The 21370-nt window shown below is 70.4% G+C and carries 23 protein-coding genes and 1 riboswitch; of the genes, 7 read left to right on the forward strand and 16 right to left on the reverse strand.

The genetic code is table 11. The features are described 5' to 3' along the window. Positions 1-205: 205 nt before the first annotated feature. From thiC to ruvB, 6 genes are all read right to left on the reverse strand, one after another. Positions 206-1591 carry a phosphomethylpyrimidine synthase ThiC gene (gene thiC / locus KQ305_RS00675; protein ID WP_259723538.1) on the reverse strand — a complete coding sequence of 462 codons (1386 nt, stop codon included), beginning with the start codon at positions 1589-1591 and terminating at the stop codon, positions 206-208. A gap of 44 nt (positions 1592-1635) precedes the next feature. Continuing rightward, positions 1636-1752, reverse strand: a riboswitch (TPP riboswitch). A 130-nt stretch (positions 1753-1882) separates the two neighbouring features. Then, positions 1883-2482 carry a HEAT repeat domain-containing protein gene (locus tag KQ305_RS00680; protein WP_399230134.1) on the reverse strand — a complete coding sequence of 200 codons (600 nt, stop codon included), beginning with the start codon at positions 2480-2482 and terminating at the stop codon, positions 1883-1885. Positions 2483-2523: 41 nt separating this feature from the next. Next, positions 2524-2751, reverse strand: coding sequence for a DUF3188 domain-containing protein (locus KQ305_RS00685; RefSeq protein WP_259723539.1), 228 nt, complete (start codon positions 2749-2751; stop codon positions 2524-2526). Continuing rightward, on the reverse strand, positions 2748-3968 hold the full coding sequence (locus tag KQ305_RS00690) for an amidohydrolase (protein ID WP_259723540.1): 1221 nt from the start codon (positions 3966-3968) through the stop codon (positions 2748-2750). The genes KQ305_RS00685 and KQ305_RS00690 overlap by 4 nt, the downstream gene beginning before the upstream one ends. Before the next feature lie 34 nt (positions 3969-4002). Next, positions 4003-4797: a tetratricopeptide repeat protein gene (locus tag KQ305_RS00695; RefSeq protein WP_259723541.1), complete on the reverse strand. Its 795-nt coding sequence runs from the start codon at positions 4795-4797 to the stop codon at positions 4003-4005. An 8-nt stretch (positions 4798-4805) separates the two neighbouring features. Further along, complete coding sequence (gene ruvB, locus KQ305_RS00700; protein WP_259723542.1) at positions 4806-5888, reverse strand: Holliday junction branch migration DNA helicase RuvB; 1083 nt, start codon at positions 5886-5888, stop codon at positions 4806-4808. A gap of 62 nt (positions 5889-5950) precedes the next feature. Here ruvB and smpB point away from each other — a divergent pair, with 62 nt between their 5' ends. Then, positions 5951-6451 (forward strand): SsrA-binding protein SmpB, encoded by a 501-nt coding sequence (gene smpB / locus KQ305_RS00705; protein ID WP_259723543.1) that lies wholly within the window; start codon positions 5951-5953, stop codon positions 6449-6451. 9 nt (positions 6452-6460) lie between these two features. Here smpB and KQ305_RS00710 read toward each other — a convergent pair whose 3' ends face one another. Together KQ305_RS00710 and KQ305_RS00715 are read right to left on the reverse strand one after the other, a co-directional pair. Continuing rightward, on the reverse strand, positions 6461-8551 hold the full coding sequence (locus tag KQ305_RS00710) for a protein kinase domain-containing protein (RefSeq protein WP_259723544.1): 2091 nt from the start codon (positions 8549-8551) through the stop codon (positions 6461-6463). Then, positions 8548-9594 (reverse strand): cysteine synthase A, encoded by a 1047-nt coding sequence (locus KQ305_RS00715; RefSeq protein WP_399230141.1) that lies wholly within the window; start codon positions 9592-9594, stop codon positions 8548-8550. The genes KQ305_RS00710 and KQ305_RS00715 overlap by 4 nt, the downstream gene beginning before the upstream one ends. Positions 9595-9654: 60 nt before the next feature. Between KQ305_RS00715 and egtB the strand changes: the two genes are divergently transcribed. The 5 genes from egtB to KQ305_RS00740 are packed head-to-tail and all read left to right on the forward strand — an operon-like array spanning position 9655 to position 13408. Further along, complete coding sequence (gene egtB, locus KQ305_RS00720) at positions 9655-10917, forward strand: ergothioneine biosynthesis protein EgtB (RefSeq protein ID WP_259723545.1); 1263 nt, start codon at positions 9655-9657, stop codon at positions 10915-10917. Further along, positions 10911-11882, forward strand: a complete 972-nt coding sequence (gene egtD / locus KQ305_RS00725) for an L-histidine N(alpha)-methyltransferase (RefSeq protein ID WP_259723546.1) — start codon at positions 10911-10913, stop codon at positions 11880-11882. Before egtB ends, egtD begins: the two co-directional genes overlap by 7 nt. Beyond that, a complete protein-coding gene (locus KQ305_RS00730) occupies positions 11879-12115 on the forward strand; it encodes a hercynine metabolism small protein (RefSeq protein ID WP_254964575.1) in 237 nt (78 codons plus the stop codon). The genes egtD and KQ305_RS00730 overlap by 4 nt, the downstream gene beginning before the upstream one ends. Further along, positions 12112-12594 carry a hercynine metabolism protein gene (locus KQ305_RS00735; protein WP_259723547.1) on the forward strand — a complete coding sequence of 161 codons (483 nt, stop codon included), beginning with the start codon at positions 12112-12114 and terminating at the stop codon, positions 12592-12594. The genes KQ305_RS00730 and KQ305_RS00735 overlap by 4 nt, the downstream gene beginning before the upstream one ends. Before the next feature lie 13 nt (positions 12595-12607). Continuing rightward, positions 12608-13408 (forward strand): YdcF family protein, encoded by an 801-nt coding sequence (locus tag KQ305_RS00740; RefSeq protein ID WP_259723548.1) that lies wholly within the window; start codon positions 12608-12610, stop codon positions 13406-13408. A 28-nt stretch (positions 13409-13436) separates the two neighbouring features. On the opposite strand, the gene KQ305_RS00745 is transcribed toward KQ305_RS00740, so the two are convergent. The 7 genes from KQ305_RS00745 to KQ305_RS00775 form a co-directional block, all read right to left on the reverse strand. Beyond that, the gene (locus KQ305_RS00745) at positions 13437-13700 is read right to left on the reverse strand and encodes a hypothetical protein (protein ID WP_015109772.1); all 264 of its coding nucleotides are present in this window, start codon (positions 13698-13700) and stop codon (positions 13437-13439) included. A 38-nt stretch (positions 13701-13738) separates the two neighbouring features. Then, positions 13739-15259 (reverse strand): lysine--tRNA ligase, encoded by a 1521-nt coding sequence (gene lysS / locus KQ305_RS00750; RefSeq protein WP_259723549.1) that lies wholly within the window; start codon positions 15257-15259, stop codon positions 13739-13741. Between the two features lie 43 nt (positions 15260-15302). Continuing rightward, positions 15303-16130: a response regulator transcription factor RpaB gene (gene rpaB / locus KQ305_RS00755; RefSeq protein WP_259723550.1), complete on the reverse strand. Its 828-nt coding sequence runs from the start codon at positions 16128-16130 to the stop codon at positions 15303-15305. Positions 16131-16273: 143 nt separating this feature from the next. Further along, complete coding sequence (locus tag KQ305_RS00760) at positions 16274-17587, reverse strand: sugar ABC transporter substrate-binding protein (protein WP_259723551.1); 1314 nt, start codon at positions 17585-17587, stop codon at positions 16274-16276. A 3-nt stretch (positions 17588-17590) separates the two neighbouring features. Beyond that, entirely contained in the window at positions 17591-18202 is a 612-nt protein-coding gene (locus KQ305_RS00765; protein WP_259723552.1) for a rod shape-determining protein MreD, read from the reverse strand. Then, positions 18202-18942: a rod shape-determining protein MreC gene (mreC, locus tag KQ305_RS00770; RefSeq protein WP_259723553.1), complete on the reverse strand. Its 741-nt coding sequence runs from the start codon at positions 18940-18942 to the stop codon at positions 18202-18204. The genes KQ305_RS00765 and mreC overlap by 1 nt, the downstream gene beginning before the upstream one ends. Before the next feature lie 5 nt (positions 18943-18947). Further along, complete coding sequence (locus KQ305_RS00775) at positions 18948-19994, reverse strand: rod shape-determining protein (RefSeq protein ID WP_254958251.1); 1047 nt, start codon at positions 19992-19994, stop codon at positions 18948-18950. Positions 19995-20153: 159 nt separating this feature from the next. Between KQ305_RS00775 and KQ305_RS00780 the strand changes: the two genes are divergently transcribed. Then, complete coding sequence (locus KQ305_RS00780; RefSeq protein ID WP_259723554.1) at positions 20154-20549, forward strand: single-stranded DNA-binding protein; 396 nt, start codon at positions 20154-20156, stop codon at positions 20547-20549. Positions 20550-20659: 110 nt separating this feature from the next. Here KQ305_RS00780 and KQ305_RS00785 read toward each other — a convergent pair whose 3' ends face one another. Then, positions 20660-21316: a DedA family protein gene (locus KQ305_RS00785; protein ID WP_259723555.1), complete on the reverse strand. Its 657-nt coding sequence runs from the start codon at positions 21314-21316 to the stop codon at positions 20660-20662. Between the last annotated feature and the right edge of the window lie 54 nt (positions 21317-21370).

Genomic DNA, 21370 nt, shown 5'->3' on the forward strand with positions numbered 1-21370 from the left:
AAACAGAGCCATAATCACTTTTAAGTGATTTGAGAATGGTACTTTGCCTCGCCATTAGCTGACCGATCTAAAACCTTTGCTCAGATGGAACATCCAGCTGAAGTCAACAAGTGAAGCGGCGGCGATAAGAATTTCCCTGGCTGAGCCACAGACAATAGAGGCCCAGCTGCAATCACCTGCTGAACCGACAACCGCGCCTCGATACTCACACCGCCGCCTGTTCGCTCTTCGCCCCGAGTGCATTCAGCACCTGCTCCAGACCTTCGATGTCGGCGTCGGTGATCTTGGTCTGCATCGGGCAGTGCTTGGGGCCGCACATCGAGCAGAACTCCGCCTGCTTGTAGATGTCGGCCGGCAGGGTTTCGTCGTGATACTCCCGGGCCCGCTCCGGATCCAGGCTGAGATCGAACTGCTTGTTCCAGTCGAAGGCATAGCGGGCCCGGCTCAGCTCATCATCCCGGTCGCGGGCGCCCGGGCGGTGGCGGGCGATGTCGGCGGCGTGGGCGGCGATCTTGTAGGCGATCAGGCCCTCGCGCACATCGTTGGCATTGGGCAGGCCCAGGTGTTCCTTCGGCGTCACGTAGCAGAGCATCGCCGTGCCGTGCCAGCCGGCCAGGGCCGCGCCGATGGCGCTGGTGATGTGGTCGTAGCCGGGGGCGATATCGGTGACGAGGGGGCCGAGCACATAGAAAGGCGCCTCGCTGCACTCCTCCATCTGCTTCTTGACGTTGAACTCGATCTGATCCATCGGCACATGGCCCGGACCCTCCACCATCACCTGCACGTCGTGCTTCCAGGCGCGGCGGGTGAGTTCACCCAGCGTCTTCAGTTCCGCCAGCTGGGCCGCATCCGACGCATCGTGCTGGCAGCCCGGCCGCAGCGAATCCCCCAGGGAGAAGCTGCAGTCGTAGCGCTTGAAGATCTCGCAGATGTCGTCGAAGCGGGTGAAGAGTGGGTTTTGCTTGTGGTGGTAGAGCATCCACTGGGCCAGGATGCCGCCGCCGCGGCTGACGATCCCGGTGAGCCGTCCCTTCACCAGCGGCAGGTGCTCGATCAGCAACCCCGCGTGGATCGTCTGGTAGTCGACCCCCTGCTGGCAGTGCTTCTCGATGATGTGCAGGAAATCGTCGGCATCGAGCTTCTCGATCGAGCCGTGCACGCTCTCCAACGCCTGGTACACGGGCACCGTGCCGATGGGGACCGTGGAGGCGTTGATGATCGCCGTGCGCACCTCATCGAGGTTGACACCGCCGGTGGAGAGGTCCATCACCGTGTCGGCGCCGTACTTCACGGCCAGCTTCAGCTTCTCCACCTCCTCCTGCAGATCGGAGGCATTGGGGGAGGCGCCGATGTTGGCGTTCACCTTGCACTTGCTGGCGATGCCGATCGCCATCGGCTCAAGGCCAGGGTGCTCGATGTTGGCCGGGATGATCATGCGGCCCCGGGCCACCTCCTCCATCACCAGCGATTCGGGCAGGTTTTCCCGCTGGGCCACGAAGGCCATCTCCTCGGTGATCACTCCCTGGCGGGCGTAATGCAGCTGGGTGACGTTGGCTTGACCACGACGCTTCTGGATCCAGGCGCTGCGCATGACGGGCTACGGCAAAGGGCGGGGGCGCTGCCTGAGACTGGTTTCACGGTCCTGTTCCACTTCCCTGCGCCGGCATGACCCGGATCAGGTTCGGAGGGTGTGATCTCAGCCCTGGGCGTAGCGATCGGTGGATCCTGCGCCGGGCACCCCTAGTGACGCCCGAAACCTAGCAAGGCTGAACGGGGATAAGGGCTCCACAGCAACGTTTCCCAGTTCTGTACAGGCTGTACAGAACTGGGAAACAACCCACCACCACCTCCCCAGGGCTCACGACCCGGGTCGGCGGAGGCGTCAGGCCTGCAGACCGTCCAGCGCCACGGCCGCCACCCGGTGGTCGCCATCGGCCTGCAGCGCCGCCAGGGCCTCGCGCGCTTCGGCCGCCTCGGGCCCCTCCCCCTGGCGTACCAGGCGCCCCAGGATCTCGGCCCCACCGGCCCGCACCGTGCCGTCGCCATCGGCGATGGCCAGCAACGCCAGCTCCAGCAACCAGGCCGCCGGCATCTCCGCCTGCTCCGCCAGCGCCGAGAGGATGCTGCAGCGCACCAGCCACTGGTCGTCGGCCACGAAGGTGTCCCGCAACGGGGGCCAGGCCCGCTCCACGCCGTAGCTGGCCAGGGCATTGGCGGCCTCGGCGCGCACATTGGCGTCCTCGTCCTGTCGCACCGCCATCTCCAGGGCCTGCCAACCCACCTCGCTGCGCTTCACCCCCAACCCGGCGCAGGCCAGCGAACGGATCACGAAGGTGGTCTGCTCCAGCCCCAGCAGCAGCAGCGGGATGGCCGCCTCCGCCTCCACCGCCCGCAGTCCCGCCAGGGCCGGCATGGCCCGGCTGGGGTCGCCGGAGGCGATCGCCTGCCGGGCGGCTTCGAGATCGGGGGTGGATGCACTCACGGGGATCACGACGGGGATCCATCACCTTGGCGCAGTGCGCTTCAGGCCTGTGGGCCCTGGCGCAGCGCCCGCAGCAGTTCGGCCCGGCGGCGGCGGCGGCGGACCACGCTGGTGGTCAGCAGGCCGCAGCCGATCACCAGGGCGGGAAGAGCCGGCAGCCGATCCGCCCCCTGGCGAAGCAGCAGCACCAGCAGGGCCAGCAGGATCAGCAGCGGCGCGGAGAGCGCCAGCAGCGCGGCCCGGAACCTGGGCAGCCGACGGACGCTCAAACCGGCTGCTCCATCCAGCGCAGCAGGCTGAGGGCCAGCACCTTGATGCCCACCTCCAGGCAGCCCTCGTCCGGATCGAAGCTGTTGCTGTGCAAGGGCGAACAGCCTCCGGGTCCAGCCACCCCCAGGCGGAACATGGTGCCGCGGGTGTTGGCCAGCAGTTCGGCGAAATCTTCGGCCCCCAGAGAGGGCTGCTCCAGCCACTGCACCCGGGAGCGGCCCAGCAGGGCCACGGCCGCGTCCGCCACCAGCTGGGTGAGCTCCGGATCGTTGTGCACCGGCGGCGAGATGCAGCGGTAGTGCACCCGCGCTTCGCCGCCATGGCCGCGGCAGAGGGCATGGACGGTGTCCTCGATCCAGCCCGGCAGCTGGGCGTGCACCTCCAGATCCAGGCAGCGGACCGTGCCCAGCAGCCGCACGTGGTCGGCGATGACGTTGAAGGCCTTGCCGCCTTCGATCAACCCGAAGCTCACCACGACCGGATGCAATGGATCGAGCCGGCGGCTGATCGCCTCCTGCAGGCCGCTCACCACCCGGGCGGCGATCCAGATCGCGTCGGTGCTCTGGTGCGGCCGGGCGCCATGGCCGCCTTCCCCCAGCACCTCCACCTCCAGTTCACCCGCCGCGGCCGTGAGGCTGCCGCTGCGCACCCCCACCGTGCCCACCTCCAGACTCGGGAACACGTGCACCCCGAACAGGGCCTGGACGCCGTCCATGGCCCCATCGGCGCACATCCAGGCCGCTCCCTCGGCAGTTTCCTCCGCCGGCTGGAACAGCAGCCGCACCCGGGCCGTGAGCCGGTCGGCCACGCTGGCCAGCAGCCTCGCCACCCCCAGACCCACGGTGGTGTGGATGTCGTGGCCGCAGGCATGCATCAGGCCCTGGCGGCTGGAGGCAAAGGCGAGCTGGGTGCGCTCCTCGATCGGCAACGCATCCATGTCCGCCCGCAGGGCCACCAGGGGAGCCCCCAGCGGCCCCAGTTCGGCCACCACCCCGGTGCGGCCCACGGCTTCGCGCACTTCCCAGCCCCAGCGCCGCAGCTCACCGGCCACCAGGGCGGCGGTCTGCTGCTCGTGGCCGCTCAGTTCGGGATGGCGGTGGATGTGGCGCCGCAGCTGGATCAGCTCCGGCAACGCCGCCTGCAGGGTCGCCTCCAGCCCCAGCGCCTCCCAGGTGGCATCAGCCGGGGCGATGGGGGAAAAGGACAACGGGGTCATGGGCGGAGGGGGAAGCCGATAGGGCTAAGCCGGTTCAGGGGGCCAGGGCCAGGAACTGGGCCAGAGCCTGCACGGGAACGGGCGGCCAGCGCCGTATCTGCAGCAGCCATTCTTCCTGCCGGTAGCGGGGATCGAGGCCGGAGGCCGCGGCCCAGTGGCTCTCCGCCTCGCCCCGGGCGCCCCGGCGCCACAGCAGCGCCGTCAGTCCGGCCCGGGCATCGGCGAACAGGGGGTAGCGGCGGATCAGATCACGCAGCTGCTTCTCCGCCGCCGTCGTCTCCCCCAGCTGGAAGGCGGCCAGGGCGGCACTGGAGCGGGCCATGGCGAAACCCGGCCGGGCCGCCGCCGCCGCCTCGAAGCACTGCCGCGCCGCGGGCCAGTCATCGAGCGAACCCTCCACATTGCCCAGGTTGTAGAGGGCGGAGGCATCGAGGGGGTCCCGCTCCAGGATCCAGCCGTAGTCGGCGGCGGCCGCTGGCCACAGGCCCAGGGCCTCCTCGGCGGTGCCGCGGTTGAGGTGGGGGTCGGCGCTGGCGGGCTCCAGGGCGATGGCCCGGTCCTGGTCGGCGATCGCCGCCCGGGGGTCCCCCAGGGCCAGCTGCACGTTGCCCCGGTTGCTCCAGGCCGAGGCGTCCTGGGGCGCCAGCTCCAGCACCTGGTCCCACAGGGGCAGGGCCTCGCCGAACCGCCCCTCGCGGCTGGCGGCCAGGGCCCGATCGAACAGCACCGGCAACGACGGTGCCGCCCCGCCGGCATCGGCCCGCACCGCCGGCGGCAAGGCCAGCAGCCCAGCCAGCAGCAGGGCCAGCACAGAAAGAAGCGCCGCCATCCGGGACCTCACGCCGCCACCGCAGCAGGACCATCGAGGTGGGCGCGGCCGGCGGCGGTGACGATCCGTCCCCGGGGGGTGCGCTGCAAAAAACCAAGTTGCAAGAGGTAGGGCTCCACCACCGCTTCGAGGGTGGCGGGATCCTCCCCCAGGCCCGCTGCCAGGGTGTCCAGCCCCACGGGACCGCCCCCGTAGGCCTCCAGCATCAGCTGCAGCAGGCGGCGGTCGCTGGCATCCAGGCCGCGGCCATCCACCCGGTGCAGGGACAGAGCCTCATCGACCAGCGCCGCATCGATCTGGCCGTGTCCGCCCACCGCCGCCACGTCGCGGACCCGACGCAGCAAGCGGTTGGCGATCCGGGGCGTGCCCCGGCAACGGCGGGCCACCTCCTGGGCGGCGCAGGCCCGCAGGGGCAGTTGCAGCAGGCCCGCGGCCCGCACCACGATCGCCTCGAGGTCGTCGAGGCCGTAGAACTCCAGCCGCTGGATCAGGCCGAAGCGATCCCGCAGCGGCGAACTCAGCGAACCGGCGCGGGTGGTGGCCCCCACCAGGGTGAAGGGGGCCACGTCCAGGCTGCGGGTGCGGGCGGTGGTGCCCTTACCCACGGTGAGATCGAGACGGAAGTCCTCCATCGCCGGGTAGAGGATCTCCTCGGCCACGCGGTTGAGGCGGTGGATCTCATCGATGAACAGGACCTCGCGGGGCTGGAGATTCACCAGCAGGCCGACGATGTCGCGGGGACGCTCCAGGGCGGGGGCGCTGGTGATCCGGCAGCGCACCCCCAGCTCCTCGGCCAGCACCAGGGCCATGGTGGTCTTGCCGAGGCCGGGGGGGCCGTAGAGCAGCACGTGATCGAGGGCCTCCTGGCGGCTGCGGGTGGCCTCCACGGCGATTCGCAGCACCTGCTTCAGCTCGCTCTGGCCGATGTAGTCCGCCAGGCGCCGGGGCCGCAGCCCATCCTCCCGGACCACCGGCTCCTCTTCAGGCCGGGCGGCGGGATCGACGAGGCGCGCCGAAGGGGCCTCGCTGGCCTTGGTCCCGCCCACTCCCGGGACAGGCCCGGCTGGTCCCCCCGAAGAGATGATCGCCATAGCTGGAGGGTACCGGCTGCTGCCTAGGGTCGGGGAGCACCCAGGTGATCAAGGACAAAGCGATGGCGAAGGGGCCCGGCAGGAAGGGCGGTGGCGCCAAGAGCGCCGACCCGGCCAACCGGCTGCTGGCCGACAACCGCCTGGCCAGACACCAGTACGAGATTCTCGAAACCCTCGAGACCGGGGTCGAACTGCTCGGCACCGAGGTGAAATCAATCCGGGCCGGCCAGGTGAACCTGCGCGACGGCTTCTGCCTGATCCGCAACGGCGAGATGCAGCTTCACAACGTCCACATCTCCCCCCACAGCCACGCCGGCAAGTTCTTCAACCACGAGCCGTTGCGGGTCCGCAAGCTGCTGGCCCATCGGCGCGAGATCGACAAGCTGCGCGTCTCCCTGGATCAGAAGGGCCTCACCCTGATCCCGCTCAACCTGCACCTCAAAGGGTCCTGGATCAAGATCACCATCGGCCTGGGCAAGGGCCGCAAGCTGCACGACAAGCGCCAGGACGAAAAGACCAAGCAGATCGCCAAGGAAACCCGGGCCGCCGTCGCCCGGCTCTGAGGACCGCCCTCAGGGGTTGGTGGGAGGCGCCGGTGGCGGGGGTGGCGCTGGCGGGGTTGGTGTGGTGGGCGTCTGGACGGCGCCGGGGCTGGCCGGTGCCGGCTCGGACGGCGTTTCCGGCGTCTCCTCCGGAGCCGGTGGGGCGTCCGGGGCCGGTGGGGGGGTGGGGGCCGGTGGGTCGGCCCGCAGCGACAACCGGATCAGGGCCGGGGCGACACCGTCGTTGGTGAGCAGCAACTGGACCGGCGAGCTCTTCTGGGAGCCCAGGGTCACCACCCGCAACGGCCCCCTGGCCTCCAGGGGCGTGCCCTCCGCAGAGAAGACGCTCATCTGCAGCAAGGGGGAGCCATTGACCCCGAGGGCCAGGCCATGGCCGGCGGGGAGCCGGATCGGGAACAGCCGCGCGCCGCTGGCGGGCACTTCGGCGGTCAGGACCTGGGTCGCACCGGAGGGGGCCTCGATCGGCTCGATCCTGAGGTTCTCCAGGGTCAGATCGGCGGCGGCGTACCAGATCTGGCGGAACGGCTCCGGAGGCATCGCCTGGGAGGCGCGGCTCGGCAGCAGGTTCTGCACGCTGGCCGACACCAGCTCCCGCAGCACCGCTGGACTCAGGCCCTGGCGCACGAACCCGGCCTGGCGCGACTCCCAGTCGGTGGCGCTGAAGTTGCCCAGCCGCCGGCGCAGGGGAAGGGGCAGCTGCTCCACCCGGGCCAGCCATTCCTCGGCCAGTTCGTTCCAGACACGCCGCAAGGGAGCGTCCTCAAGGGTGTCGGAGGGGAGCCGGCCGTTGCGTTCGGGGTACTGGGCCAGCAGGGCCGCATCCACCAGGCTGAGGAACCAGGCCCGGTCCACCTGCATCGCCCGCAGGCGGTTGAGCAGTTGCTGGCGCTGATCCACCTCCGAGGGGGGCAGGCTGCTGGGCAGCTCGGGCACCCCGCCGGGGGGCGGTGTGGCCACCTTGCCGCGGCTCAGCCACCACCAGCCCACCGCCGTGCCGACCACGGCCGACAGCACCAGGGCGATCAGCACCGGCCAGAAGCCCCCCTCGGCCGCCTCTTCCCGTTCCTCGTGGCGGCGACGCAGGCTGTCGGGGGCAGCCACGGCCGGCGGCGGTGGCGCCGCGGTGCGAAGTGGCAGCTGGGGCTCCACCCGGGGTGATTCGGACGGGCGGGGGGCCTCGGCGGCAGCCACCTCGCTGGCGACGACCTGCGGCGGGACCTGCGGCGGGACCGGCACCGCAGAGGGCACCAGGATCACGGTGCGATCGGCCCGGGGCACGGGGCCGGTGCTGTCGGGCATCGCCAGGGACTGGAAGGCCACCAGGGCCTGGCCGGCCGAAGCGAATCGCTCGTCGGGATGGCGGCTCAGCAAGCGCTGCAGCTGAAGCCGCAGGTCCGGCTGGACCTCGAGGGCCGCCGGCCAGCGCCACTGCATGGTGGTGGGATCGAGCAAGCCGCCCGGGGCATCACCGCTCAGCAGCACCAGGGCCACCACCCCGAGGGCGTGCAGATCCATCCAGGGTTGGGCGGGCTCGCCCCTGGCCAGTTCCGGCGGGGCGTAGCCCGGCGTGGCACCCAGCAGCCGCTCCCCGGCGGGGCCGCTGGCGCTGCCCCGCACCAGGCCGAAATCGAGGGGCACCGGCAGCCCGTCACTGTCGCGGCGCAGCAGGTTGGCGGGACTCAGATCCCCATGCAGCAGATCCTGGCTGTGCAGGGCGGCGAGCACCGGCAGCAGCTGGCGCAGCAACAACAGCACCTCCCCGGCCCCGAAGACCAGCTGGCGTTCGGCCCGCAGCTCCAGCAGCTGCTGGTAGGTGCGGCCCGCCTGCCACTCCCGCACCAGCCACAGCTGGTCGTCGGCCTCGATCACGGCGCCGATGCGGGGCACCTGGGGATGGAGCACCCCCTGGAGCCGCGACCAGAGGTCCCGGGCCCGGGCCTGGTCCTGGTCGGGTCCGATGCGGCGCAGGGCCACGGGCGCGTCGGCAGCCAGCTGGTCGCTGGCCAGCCACAACGCGCCCTGGGGGCCGGCGTTCTCCGTGCCGAGGCAGCGCTCCAGCCGATAACGGCCGCCGATCACCTGACCCTGGGCTGCCGTCATGGGATCAGGGCCGCGCCGCTGCGCTCGGGTTGCTCCAGGCCGCGGCCCGCGAGCCAATCGTGGTCGTAGAGGCGGGAGCGGTAGCGATCACCGCTGTCGCACAGCACGGTGACGATGCGATGGCCCGGCCCGAGCCGCCGGGCCGTCTCCACCGCCGCCGCCACGTTGATGCCCACCGAGCCCCCCATGAACAGGCCCTCCTGCCACAGCAGGCCGTAGATCGTGCGCAGGGCCATGGGGTCGTCGATGCGGACGGCATCGTCGATCGGGGCCCCCTCGAGATTGGCGGTGACGCGACTGTTGCCGATGCCTTCGGTGACCGAGTTGCCCTCGCTTGTGAGTGTGCCGTCGGTGGCCCAGCTGTAGAGGGCGCTGCCGCAGGGATCGGCCAGGACGCACCGGATCGACGGATCCTGCTCCTTGAGATACAGGGCCACCCCCGCGTAGGTGCCGCCGGTGCCGGTGGCGGCCACCCAGGCATCCAGCCGGCCGCCGGTCTGCTGCCAGATCTCCGGGCCGGTGCTGCCGTAGTGGGCGCGCCGATTGGCGAGATTGTCGAACTGGTTGGCCCACAGGGCCCCGGGGATCTCCTCGGCGATGCGGCCGGAGAGGCGCACGTAGTTGGCCGGGTCGCTGTAGGGCACCGCCGGCACCGTGCGCACCTCGGCGCCGAGGCTGCGCAGCAGGCCGATCTTCTCCGCCGACTGGGTTTCGGGGATGACGATCAGGCAGCGGTAGCCGCGGGCGTTGCAGAGGTGGGTCAGGCCGATGCCGGTGTTTCCGGCGGTCCCTTCCACCACCGTGCCCCCCGGCTGCAGCTGGCCGCTCGCCTCTGCCTCCTGGAGGATGCCGAGGGCGGCCCGGTCCTTCACCGACCCACCGGGGTTCATGAACTCCGCCTTGCCGAGGATCTCGCACCCGGTGAGGGCGCTGAGGGCATGGAGCCGGATCAGCGGCGTCCGGCCCACCGCGCCGCTGAAGCCTTCGGTGATCCCTGTGGTCATGCCATCGCTGTGGGCTCCCATGCGGCTGGCCTTCTCCATGGCTGCGTGGCCGGATCGTAGGGAACATCCCTAAGGTCGGCCCCAGAGAAGGTCAGGTCCATGGGCTCCAGGGCACACTCCCCGGCGGACAGCACCAGGCTCCTGCAACGGCTCCAGGCGGTACGGCAGCACAGCGAGCACCTGATCGACGGCCTCGAGCCGGAGGACCTCTGCCTGCAGGGCATGGCCGACGCCAGCCCCGCCAAGTGGCACCTGGGCCACACCACCTGGTTCTTCGAAACCTTCCTGCTCGACCCCCACCTGAGCGGCCATGAACCGCCCGATCGCCGCTGGGGCCATCTGTTCAACTCCTATTACGAGGCGATCGGCAGCCGTCACCCCCGCCCCCAGCGGGGTCTGCTCACCCGCCCGGCCATCGGCGAGGTGCTGGCCTGGCGCCGGCGCGTCGACGCCGGGCTGGAAACGCTGCTGCTGGATCTGGATCGCCGGCCCGCAGAGGCGGCCGCCCCCCTGCTCGAGCTGGTGGAGCTGGGCCTGCAGCACGAACAGCAGCACCAGGAGCTGCTGCTGATGGATCTGCTCGACGGCTTCAGCCGCAACCCGCTGGAGCCCTCCTACGGCCAGGAGCCCCCCGGAGCGGCGGCGACGGAAGCCCCCGCCGGCTGGCGCTCCCACCCCGGCGGCCTGGTGGCGATCGGCCATGCCGGCGGCGGCTTCCACTTCGACAACGAGGCCCCCCGCCACCGGCAGTGGCTGGAGCCGTTCCTGCTGGCCGAAACACTGGTCAGCAACGGCGACTACGCCGCCTTCATCGCCGATGGGGGCTACCGGCGGGCCGAGCTCTGGATGAGCGAGGGCTGGGCGGTGGTGCAGGAGCGCGGCTGGTGCGCGCCGCGCTACTGGCGCGGCGACTGGGAATTCAGCCTGGCGGGCCGGAGGCCGCGCCACCCCCAGGCGCCGGTGCGGCACCTGAGCTGGTTCGAGGCCGATGCCTTCGCCCGCTGGAGCGGCGCCCGCCTGCCCAGCGAGGCCGAATGGGAGCTGGTGGTGACAGAGGCGGTGCAACCGGGCGGCCGCCCCCTGCCCCAGGCCTTCGGCGCCCTGTGGCAGTGGACCGCCACCCCCTACCGTCCCTACCCCGGCTTCCAACCCGCCACTGGTGCGGTGGGGGAATACAACGGCAAGTTCATGACCTCCCAATTCGTGCTCCGGGGCAGCAGCTTCCTCACCCCGGCGGGCCACGCCCGCCCCACCTACCGCAACTTCTTTGCGCCCCACTGCCGCTGGATGGCCGCCGGCCTGCGCCTGGCCCGTGACGGTGCTGACGAGGGCGCCGGGGGCGGTGCCATGGAGCCATGCTGATCGACCTCCATCCCCAGCCGGCCGACATGACCCGGCTGGTGATCGAGGGCATGGGCCGCAGCCCGAAGCAGCTACCGGCCTGGTTGCTGTACGACGCCGAGGGCTCCCGCCTGTTCGAGGCGATCTGCGAGCAACCGGAGTACGGCCTCACCCGCACCGAAACAGCCCTGCTGGAGGCGCGGGCGCCCGAGCTGGCCGCCGCCCTCGGCCCCGGAGTCGTGGTGGAATTCGGGGCCGGCAACGCCCGCAAGGTCAGCCCCCTGATCAGTGCCCTGAGGCCAGCCGCCTACGTGGCCCTCGACATCAGCGCCGACCATCTGGCCCCCGCCTGCCAGGCCCTGCAGCGCCGCCACCCCGACCTGCCGGTGCTGGGCATCTGCTGCGACTACAGCCTCCTGGAGCAGCTGCCGGGCCACCCCGCCCTGGAGGGCCACGGGCGGCTGGGCTTCTACCCGGGCAGTTCGATCGGCAACTTCGACCCCGCCGGCGCCCAGGCGCTGCTGCGGCAGTTCCACCGGCTGCTGGGGACCGGCAGCCGTCTACTGATCGGCATCGACCAGCCCAAGGCGAAGGAGCGGCTGGAGGCGGCCTACAACGATGCGGCGGGCTGGTCGGAGGCCTTCGCCCGCAACCTGCTCACCCGGCTCAACCGGGATCTGGGCGGCGACTTCCAGTCGGCTGACTTTGGGTACCGGGCCTGGTGGGACGCCGAGCGGGGCCGCATCGCCATGGCCTTGGTGAGCCAGCGGGAGCTGGAGGTGCAGCTGGCGGGCCGGTACTGGCCATTCGCGGCCGGTGAGCCGCTGATCACTGAGTACAGCTACAAGTACGCCCCCGAAGCCTTTCTTGCCCTGGCGGCCACGGCCGGCTGGCAGGGGGCAGCCCAGTGGAGCGACCCGGCCGGCGATTTCGCTCTGCATCTGCTGGTGCAGGCAGACTCGGAACAGCACCGGAGCGATCCATGAGCAGGGAGGAGCAACGTCAGTCCATGCGCGGGGTGCGTGAAGGGCTGATCGAGGAACTGGAGGACCTGTACCGCCAGGCCTTCGACCGCATCGGCGAGCAGGACCTGGGGGAAGGGGCCATCGCCCGGCTCACCCAGCTGCTGCTGCGCTCCCGCGAGGCCGCCATCACCCCGCTGCAGGAAGAGATCGAAGCGCCCCTGATCACCCGCGCCCCCGGCGAACCCGTGCCATGAGCACCTGGCTGGAGGAACTGGAGGCGCGGCTGGAACAGCAGCTGGCGGGCTTCCTGCGCACCAATCCCCAACAGGAGGAGCTGCTGCGGGGACAGGCCGCCCGCGACCGGCAGCGACAATTGCTGGCCGAACGGGTGCGCCTGCGGCAGCAGGCCGAGGAGCAGCGAAAGCAACTGCTGAAGTTGGCCGAGGAGATTCGCCAGTGGCAGGGGCGGATCGGCCGGGCCCGGACCGCCGGGGCCGGGGAGCTGGCGGGCCGCGCTGAAGGCCATGTGGCGGGCCTGATGGACCAGGGGCGCCAACGCTGGCAGGCCCTCACCGACCTGGGGCAGCGTTTCGCCGGCGTTGAGCAGGAGCTGGCCGACCTGACCAGCCAGCGCAGCTCCGGCCCCGCCGCCACTCCCGATCTGGAGGCCGACTGGGCCCGGTTCGAGGCCCAGCAGGAACTGCAGGAGCTGAAGCGGCGCAGCCAGCCCTGAGCCGCGCCACTCCATGGGTTTTCTGCTCTCGAAATTGCTGCCGCTGGGCCTCTACCCCCTCGGTCTGGCCCTGCTTCTCCAGATCGCGGGGCTGGCCAACCGCCAGCGCCGCTTCGGTCCGGTCCTCTCCAGCGTGGGGATCGTGCTGCTCTGGCTGGCGGCCACGCCCCTGCTGAGCCGCCAGCTGGTGTGGGGGCTGGAGGAACGGGCCGCCCGGCTGACGCCCTCCCCGATCCCCCGGGCCGATGCGGTGCTGGTGCTGGGGGGTGGGCTGCGGCCAGCCCTGCCGCCGCGCCAGGGGGTGGAAGTCAACGAGGCCGGCGACCGGTTGCTGCGCGCCGTGGCGCTGATGCGGGAGGGCAAGGCACCCTGGCTGCTGGTGACCGGGGGCAAGGTCACCTTCATGGCCAACGATCCGGCGGCCGGCGAGGCCCGGCTGGCCAAGGCCCTGGCCACCAGCCTGGGGGTGGCGGCCGATCGGATCGTGACCAGCGAAGAAGGGCGCAACACGGGGGAGGAGACCGCCGCCCTGGTGCAGGTGGCCCGGCAGCGGGGATGGAGCTCGCTGCTGCTGGTCACCAGCGCCACCCACTTGCCCCGCTCGCTGGCCACCCTGCGCCGGGCGGCGCCCGAGTTCCGGATCATCCCGGTGGCCTGCGATTTCCAGCTCCCCGAGCGCAGATCCTTCGGCACACCCACCCTGGCCGGCAGCGTCATGGGGCTGCTGCCCAGCGCCGAAGCCCTGGTGCTGACCACGACGGCCATGCGGGAGCATCTGGGCCTGCTGGCCTACCGCTGGAGGGGCTGGATCTGAGTCGCCGTCGCTGAGGCCCGCTGGAGGTCTACTTCTTGGGCACCGGGGGTACCAGGCTCACGCCCTCGGGGGGCGGGGTGGGGTCGGGATCGGCGATCAGCATGTGCTGCAGCACGATCTCCGGACGTTCACTGTCCCGCCAACGGATGCGGTAGGCGGGCATCTTGGTTCCCCGGCTGGTGGTCTGTTCCACCGGTTCCATGACCCAGCCACGGCGAGATCGCCCCTGGGGATTGCGCTTCACCACCGCATCGGCGTGTTGAAAGCGAAAACCGACGCGCTCACCACTCATACCAGGGCCCCGAGGGGGAGAATGCCTACTGGAGACCATTATCCCACTGCGTCGGTTCCCACCCTTTCCCGGGCCTCAGGGCGCAGCAGGGGGAAGGCGATCACATCACGGATCGAGGGGCTGTCGGTGAGCAGCATGGCCAGGCGGTCGATGCCGATGCCGAGGCCGCCGGTGGGGGGCATGCCCACCTCCAGGGCGTGCAGGAAGTCCTCATCCACCGTCTGGGCTTCGGGGTCCCCCGCCTGGCGGCGCAGCTGCTGGAGTTCAAGCCTGGCCCGCTGGTCCAAGGGGTCGATCAACTCGCTGAAGGCGTTGGCCGTCTCCCGCCCGACGATGAACAGCTCGAAACGCTCCACCAGCCCCGGCTTGCTGCGGTGGGCCCGGGCCAGGGGCGAGTTCTCCACCGGGTAATCCATCACGAAGGTGGGCTGCTCCAGGCTGGTCTCCACCGCCTGCTCAAAGGCTTCCACCAACAGCCTGCCGACGCTGTCAGCCGCCTCGGGGACCGCCAGGCCGGCGGCCTCCATGGCCGCGGCCGCCTGGGAGCGATCGGCGAAGGTGTTGAAATCCAGGCCGGTCGCCTGCTCCACCAGCTCATGCATGGTGACCCGCCGCCAGGGCGGGGTGAGGTCGATGGCGGTGCCCTGGTAGGTGAGGCGGGTATCACCACAGACCTCCAGGCAGGCCGCGGCCAGCAGCTGCTCGGTGAGGTCCATCATCGTGTGGTAATCGGCGAAGGCCTGGTAGATCTCCACCGAGGTGAACTCGGGGTTGTGCCGGGTGCTGATCCCCTCGTTGCGGAAGATGCGTCCCAGCTCATAGACCCGCTCGAAGCCCCCCACCACCAGCCGCTTGAGGTGCAACTCGGTGGCGATGCGCAGGGTGAGGGGCAGGTCGAGGGCGTTGTGATGGGTGGCGAAGGGGCGGGCATCGGCGCCGCCGGCTTCGGTCTGCAGGACGGGCGTTTCAATCTCGAGGAAACCGCGGTCGTCGAGCCAGCGGCGCATGGCGCTCACCAGCCGCGCCCGGCGCCGGAAGGTCTCCCGGATGTGGGGCGAGACGATCAGATCGAGGTAACGCTGGCGGTAGCGCTTCTCCACGTCCGCCAGGCCATGCCACTTGTCGGGCAGTGGCTGGAGCGCCTTGGTGAGCATCACCCAGTCGGTCACCTTGACCGAGAGTTCGCCCCGGTCGGTGCGGCGCAGGCTGCCGTGAACACCGATCCAGTCGCCGCCATCCACCAGGGAGGTGATCTGGGCGAAGGCGTCGGGTTCCTCCGGGTGGGCCGCCAGCAGGGTGGCCTTCTCGATGAACAGCTGGATCGGGCCGGATTCGTCAGCGATGGTGAAGAAGGCCAGCTTGCCCATCACCCGCCGGGTCATCACCCGGCCGGCGACCGCCACCACAACCGCCCGCTCCTCTCCGTTGGCCAGGTCGGCATGGGCCTGCTGCAACGCGGCGGTGCGATGGCTGGGAGCGAAGCCGAGGGCGTAGGGAGGCCGGCCGAGGGACTCCAGGGTGCGGGCTTTCTCCAGACGGGTCTCACGCAGATCCGACAAGGCTGGTGCGGGGTGGAGAAGGGTGAAGGCCCATCCTGCAGGATCAGCCTGCGGCGGCGGCCAGGGAAGCCTCACCCATCCGCTGGGAGGCGTAGCCGGTGCCCCTCACCGTAAGGATCAGCTCCGGGTTGCGCGGATCGGGCTCGAGCTTGCCCCGCAGCCGGGCCACGTACACGTCCACCACGCGCAGATCAGCGGCACGACGGGGCGGGTAGCCCCAGAGTTGCTCGAGGATCTCAGCCCGGGGCACCACCCGGCCCGGCTCCCGGAACAGCAGCTCCAGCAGGCTGAACTCGGTGTAAGTGAGGGGGATGCGCTGGCCCTCGCGGGTCACCTGACGGCGATTGGTGTCAACCACCAGATCCCCCACCCTCAGCACCCCGGAGCCGACGGGGAGTTCCCGTGGCTCGCTGGTGGCCGCCCCCCGGCCCATGCGGCGCAGGATCGTGGAGATACGGGCCTCGAGTTCCTTGGGGCTGAAGGGCTTGGGCAGGTAGTCGTCGGCCCCCAGGTCGAGGCCCGCCACCCGCTCGGCGATGGCATCGAGGGCAGAAAGAAAGATGATCGGCACACAGGATTCGGCCCGCAGCCGTCTGCAGACGGCAAAGCCGTCGAGCTTGGGCAGCATCACGTCGAGCACAACCAGATCGGGCTGCTCCTTGTGGAAGAGGGCCAGGGCCTCTTCGCCGTCCTCGGCGCAGAGCACCCGGTAGCCGGCCAGCTGCAGACGCATCAGCAGCACCCGGCGCACCGCGGCTTCATCGTCGACGACGAGCAGGGTGGCGATGGGCTGAGAGGGGGAACCACCGCCCGCGGAAGCCTCCAGATCAGCACCGTCGGTGAAGGAGGATGCAACCGTGGGCATGGGCATCGCTCCGGGCCAATCGGATGAAGAATCGCAACCATAACGCGACGCCGCTTGCCCCTGCGAGCACGGAATCAGTTCCAGCAGCGGGCGTCTGAGCGACAGGCAACATTTCTTCGCAATCCCTCCCTGCCCCACCAGCGGCCCTTTCAGGGCCAGCGGGACTCGGCGTAGCGGTTCCACTGCAGCTCGGCTTCGGCCAGGGCCGCCTCGCTGCTGAGCTGCCCCAACATGGCGCGCTGCAACTGGGTGTAGAGGATCGCCTGCAGCCGCTTCACCCCCGGAGTCGCCGGCACCAGCACCCGGGCCTGGGCCAGGGTTTCGATCGAGAGCAGCCGGGCGTTGTGCACCAGGCTCTCCTGGCCATCGCTGGGGACCGCCCCCCTCAGCTTGCGCTCCAGGCTCGCCAGGGCTCCTCTGGAGGAGGGCAACACCCGGGCCTCCTCGGCGAAGGCCAGCTGGTTGGCCGCATCGCTCAGGAACAGGGCGAAGCTCACCGCCTCCTGGGCCATGGTGCTCTGGCGGGGCACCACCAGGTTCATCACCGCCACATTGGCTTCGCCGTTCGCCCCCGTCAGGGGCGGGAAGGGGGCGGAGGTGGCGGCGATTCCGGGGGCGTTGGTCTGCAGGTTGCGCAGGAAATCGGGGCCACTGGCCACCTGGGCCAGATCCCCGGCCTGGAACAGCTCGATGGCCCGCCGGTAGCCCTGGCTCACCACCTCCCGCGGCAGCAGCTCGCGGCGGTAGAGGTCGCTCCAGAAGGCGAAGGCTCGCCGACCGGCCGGAGTGTTGAAGGCCGCCCGCTGGCGGTCGTCGAGCAGCTGCACCCCCATCTGCACCAGTGCCTCCATCAGTTCGCCGGAGTCATCGGGGACCACGGTCACGAACAGGGCGTAGCGGCCGGTGCGGCGCCTGACCGCCTCCGCGTAAGCAGGTACCTCCTCCCAACGCTTGGGCGGGGCAGAGAGGCCGGCCCGCTGCAGCAAGCGGCGGTTGGCGATCGTCACCCGGGCGGTCAGGTACCAGGGAATGCCGAACTGCTCCCCCTGCTGCTGGCCCGAGGTCCAGATCCCGGCGAGGTAGCGATCCGCGGCATCGGGGGGGAGCAGGGGGGTGAGATCCCGCAGCCCCCCCTTGCTGGCCAGGTTGGCGGCGAAGTTGGGGTTGAGATTGACCAGATCGGGGGCGGTGCGGGCGAACACCGCCGCCAGCAGCTTGCGTTCCACCGAGCCCCAGGGCACGTCGGTCCAGCGCACCGTCACGCCGGGATGGCCCTGCTCCCAGGCCGCGATCACCCGCCGCATGTAGGTGTTGAAGCGGGGCGCCAGATCCAGGGTCCAGACGTTCAGCACATTGCCCGCTTCGGGCCTGGGCCCCCGCCCGCAGGCTCCGGCGCCCAGGGCGAGGGCGACGGGGGCGGCCAACAGCCGCAGGGCCTGGCGTCGTGGCAGGGATCCGGGCATCACTCAGCGCCGCCAACCGGAGCCCAGCTGGCGCCAGAGCAGCAGCTGAAGGGAACAGAGCATCGGGGCGAGCAGGGCCGTGATCAGGGTCTGGGAGAGCAGGACCCGCAGGCCGGGACCTGCCAGATCATCCCAGCGCCACCCCGGCAGGGCCAGCAGGGCGGGATTCACCCCCTGATCAGCCAGACGGCGGCCCAGCTCCGGTCCCGCCAGCTGGATCGCCTCCCGGGTGCCCACCCAGTCCTGGACGCCCCACTGCAGCATCAGGGTGAGGCCAAGCAGGGCCGTGCCCAGCAAAGCCAGCAGACCGAGGCTGAAACTGCGCTGGATCGGCAGTGCCCGCCGTCCCATCCGCCCCCACCACCAGCCCAGCAGCAGCAGGGCGGGCGCCTGGGTGACGCCGCCGGGGTACACCGCATCCAGCAGCAGCCCCAGGGCGAGGCCGGCGCAGGCCCCGGAGAACGGGCCGTCGCTCAGCGCCCAGGGCAGCAGCCACAGCACCGCCCAGCAGGGGCCGACACCGTCGAGGCTGAGCCAGCCCGGGGAGGCCAGGACGAGCAACGGCACCAGCAGGGCGGAGGCGGCGAGCAGGGGCTGCCGGGTGAGCAGGTCCATCAGCGCACCTGCACCTGCACCCAGTCGAGGGCCGACACCGGCGCGATCAGCTGGACCACCGCCTCCGGGGCCGGGTCGGCATTGGCGTCCATGGTCTGGATCACCCCCACCGGCAGGTTCGGCGGCACCAGGGTGCTGGCGGGCGATGTCACCACCACATCACCGGGACGGGCCTGGGGATCCTTCTCCAGGAAGCGCAGCAGGGGCCGGCCGGAGCCGATGCCGGTGAGCAGGCCGTGGTGCTGGGTGCGCCCCACCCACACCCCGACCCGGCTGCGGGGATCGGTGAGCAGGGTGACGCTGGCGGTGCTGGGCGTGACGCTGCCCACCAGGCCGACCAGTCCGCCCGGACCGAGCACCGCCTGGCCGGCCCGGATGCCGCTGAGGGCCCCCTGGCCGAGCAGCAGTTGCCGCCACCAGCCGGAGCCATCCCGGGAGATCACCGGGGCCGTCACCCGGTTGGGATTCTGCTTCTGCAGCTCCAGCAGGGTCCGCAGCCGCTGGTTGTCCTGCTCCAGCTGGGCCAGCCGAGCCCCATCCTCCACCCGTCGGGCTGACTGCAGCCATTCGGCCTGGGCCGTCCCGGGCCAGAAGGGTCGGCTCAGCAAGGCGTAGGCATCCGCGACCAGCGCCCCCTTGCTGAGGCGTACGGCCAAAAGGGCCAGCAGCACCAGCAGCCAGGGGGTGATCCGTCGCAGGGACGAGCCTTGGACGAAGCGAAGCCAGCGCCATGCCGGCATGGGGATCAGGCCGTCTGACGGAGGAATTCAGGGGTGTCGAGCACCCGCTCCAGCCGGCTGTAGTCCTCCAGGACCATGCCGCAGCCGTTGACCACACAGAGCAGGGGGTCTTCGGCCACGTGGGTGAGGATGCCGGTCTCGTGGCTGATCAGGTCACAGATGCCCCGCACCAGGGCACCGCCGCCGGCCAGCATGATCCCCCGGTCGACGATGTCGGCCGCCAGCTCGGGGGGGGTGCGCTCCAGGGTGCGCTTGACCGCCTCCACGATCACGTTGAGCGGCTCGGCCATGGCTTCGCGGATGTCTCCGGCGCGGATGTTGATCGTGCGCGGCAGACCGGAGAGCAGGTGCAGACCCCGCACATCCATGGAGGTCTCGTCGTGGCCGTCGTCGGGAAACGCCGAGCCGATGCGGATCTTGATGTCTTCGGCGGTGCGCTCACCCACCACCAGGTTGTGCACCTTCTTGAGATAGACGCTGATGGCGTCGCTGAGCTCATCGCCCGCCACCCGCACCGACTCGCTCAGCACGGTGCCGCCCAGGCTGAGCACGGCCACCTCCGTGGTGCCGCCGCCGATGTCGACGATCATCGTGCCCACCGGATCGGTCACGGGCAGGCCGGCACCGATGGCAGCTGCCACCGGCTCATCGATCAGGTGCACCTGCCGGGCCCCGGCCAGACCGGCCTGGTGCACGGCGCGGCGCTCGACGCCGGTGACACCGCTGGGGATGCCGATCACCAGTCGAGGGGCGATCACCCCCCGGCCCTCGTTGCCTTTCTGAATGAAGCTCTTGATCATCTGCTCGGCGGCATCGAAGTCGGCGATGACCCCGTCGCGCAGGGGCCGGATCGCCCGGATGTTGCCGGGGGTGCGACCCAGCATCAGCTTGGCCTCCTCACCCACCGCCAAAGGCGTGCCGCGCTCCAGATCGATCGCCACCACGGACGGCTCCTGAAGCACGATCCCCTTGCCCGAGACATACATCAGTGTGTTGGCCGTCCCCAGATCGATGCCGATATCGCGGGAGAACTGGAAACGGCGGAAAAACACGGGCAAGGCCTCTGGCAGCGGTCAATCATAGGTGGGGCGATCCCTGTCGACCCGCCAACCCCCCATGGGTGTGACAACCGGGACGAAGGGTGGAACGGAAAGGGAGAGGCCCCCGATCGGGGTGCCCCATCATTGATCCACTCGTTTCAGGAGCACGCCATGGGCGTCAATTCCATCACTCTCGTCGGCAGGGCCGGCCGCGACCCGGAGGTCCGTTACTTCGAATCCGGCAGCATGGTTGCCAACCTCACCCTGGCGGTCAACCGCCGCAGCCGGGACGACGAACCGGACTGGTTCAACCTGGAGATCTGGGGCAAGCAGGCCCAGGTGGCCGCCGACTACGTCCGCAAGGGGGCCCTGATCGGCATCATCGGTTCCTTCAAGCTCGACCGCTGGACGGACAGGGCCAGTGGTGAGGAGCGCAGCAAGCCCGTGATCCGGGTCGACCGCCTGGAGCTGCTCGGCAGCAAGCGGGACACCGAAGGCGGTGGCGGCTTCAGCGGTGGTGGCGGCTTTGGTGGCGGCGAACCCAGCGAGGAGGAAGTGCCGTTCTGAGGATTTCCACCTAACAATCACTCCGGGGCTTGTGCCAGTGACCCAGCCGGGTTATCAAGCGTCCGAAGCCAGAGAAGGCGCCCCCCGGGGCGCCTTTTTTACTATCCGGGTCAAGGACGGTGGCGGCTCTGCTTCCAGATGCGCAGCCCCAGCCACACGGCCCCCGCCAGCACCGCCAGCACCAGCAGCACCTTCACCACCCTGGCGGCGGGCGCGATCCAGAGCTCGACATTGGTGTAGCTCTCGCCCAGGGCCAGGCCCGCCAGCGTCAGCAGCAGGGTCCAGATCAGGCTGCCGGCGGTGGTCCAGAGCAGAAAGGGCGTCATCGGCATCATTTCGATGCCGGCGGGCACCGAGATGAGGGTGCGGATGCCAGGCACCAGCCGGCCCCAGAACACCAGAGCCGTGCCGTGGCGGCTGAACCAGCGGCGACTGCGGTGAAGCTCCTGGGGACTGATGCCGATCCAGCGTCCATGGCGCTCGAGCCAGTGCTCGATGCGCTCCTCGTTCACCAACCTGCCGATGCCATACCAGGGGAGGGCACCTAGAACGGTGCCCAGCAGACCGGCCAGCACCACCGGAATCAGGGAGAGCTTGCCCTGCTGCACATAAAAGCCCCCGAGGGGCATGATCAGCTCCGAGGGGATGGGAGGGAACAGGTTCTCCAGAAACATGGCCGCGAAGATGGCGCCATACCCCGCTGCCGGGTTGGCCTCCACGGCCGCCCCGATCATCTCGGGCAGCTTCTGGACCAGTTCCATCGCCATCGGGCCAGCCGAATCAGAGGCGCCAGTCTTCCACGACGGCCCGAGCGCTGCCAG

This window comes from Synechococcus sp. CS-1332, assembly GCF_025127995.1.
Taxonomy (GTDB): domain Bacteria; phylum Cyanobacteriota; class Cyanobacteriia; order PCC-6307; family Cyanobiaceae; genus Cyanobium.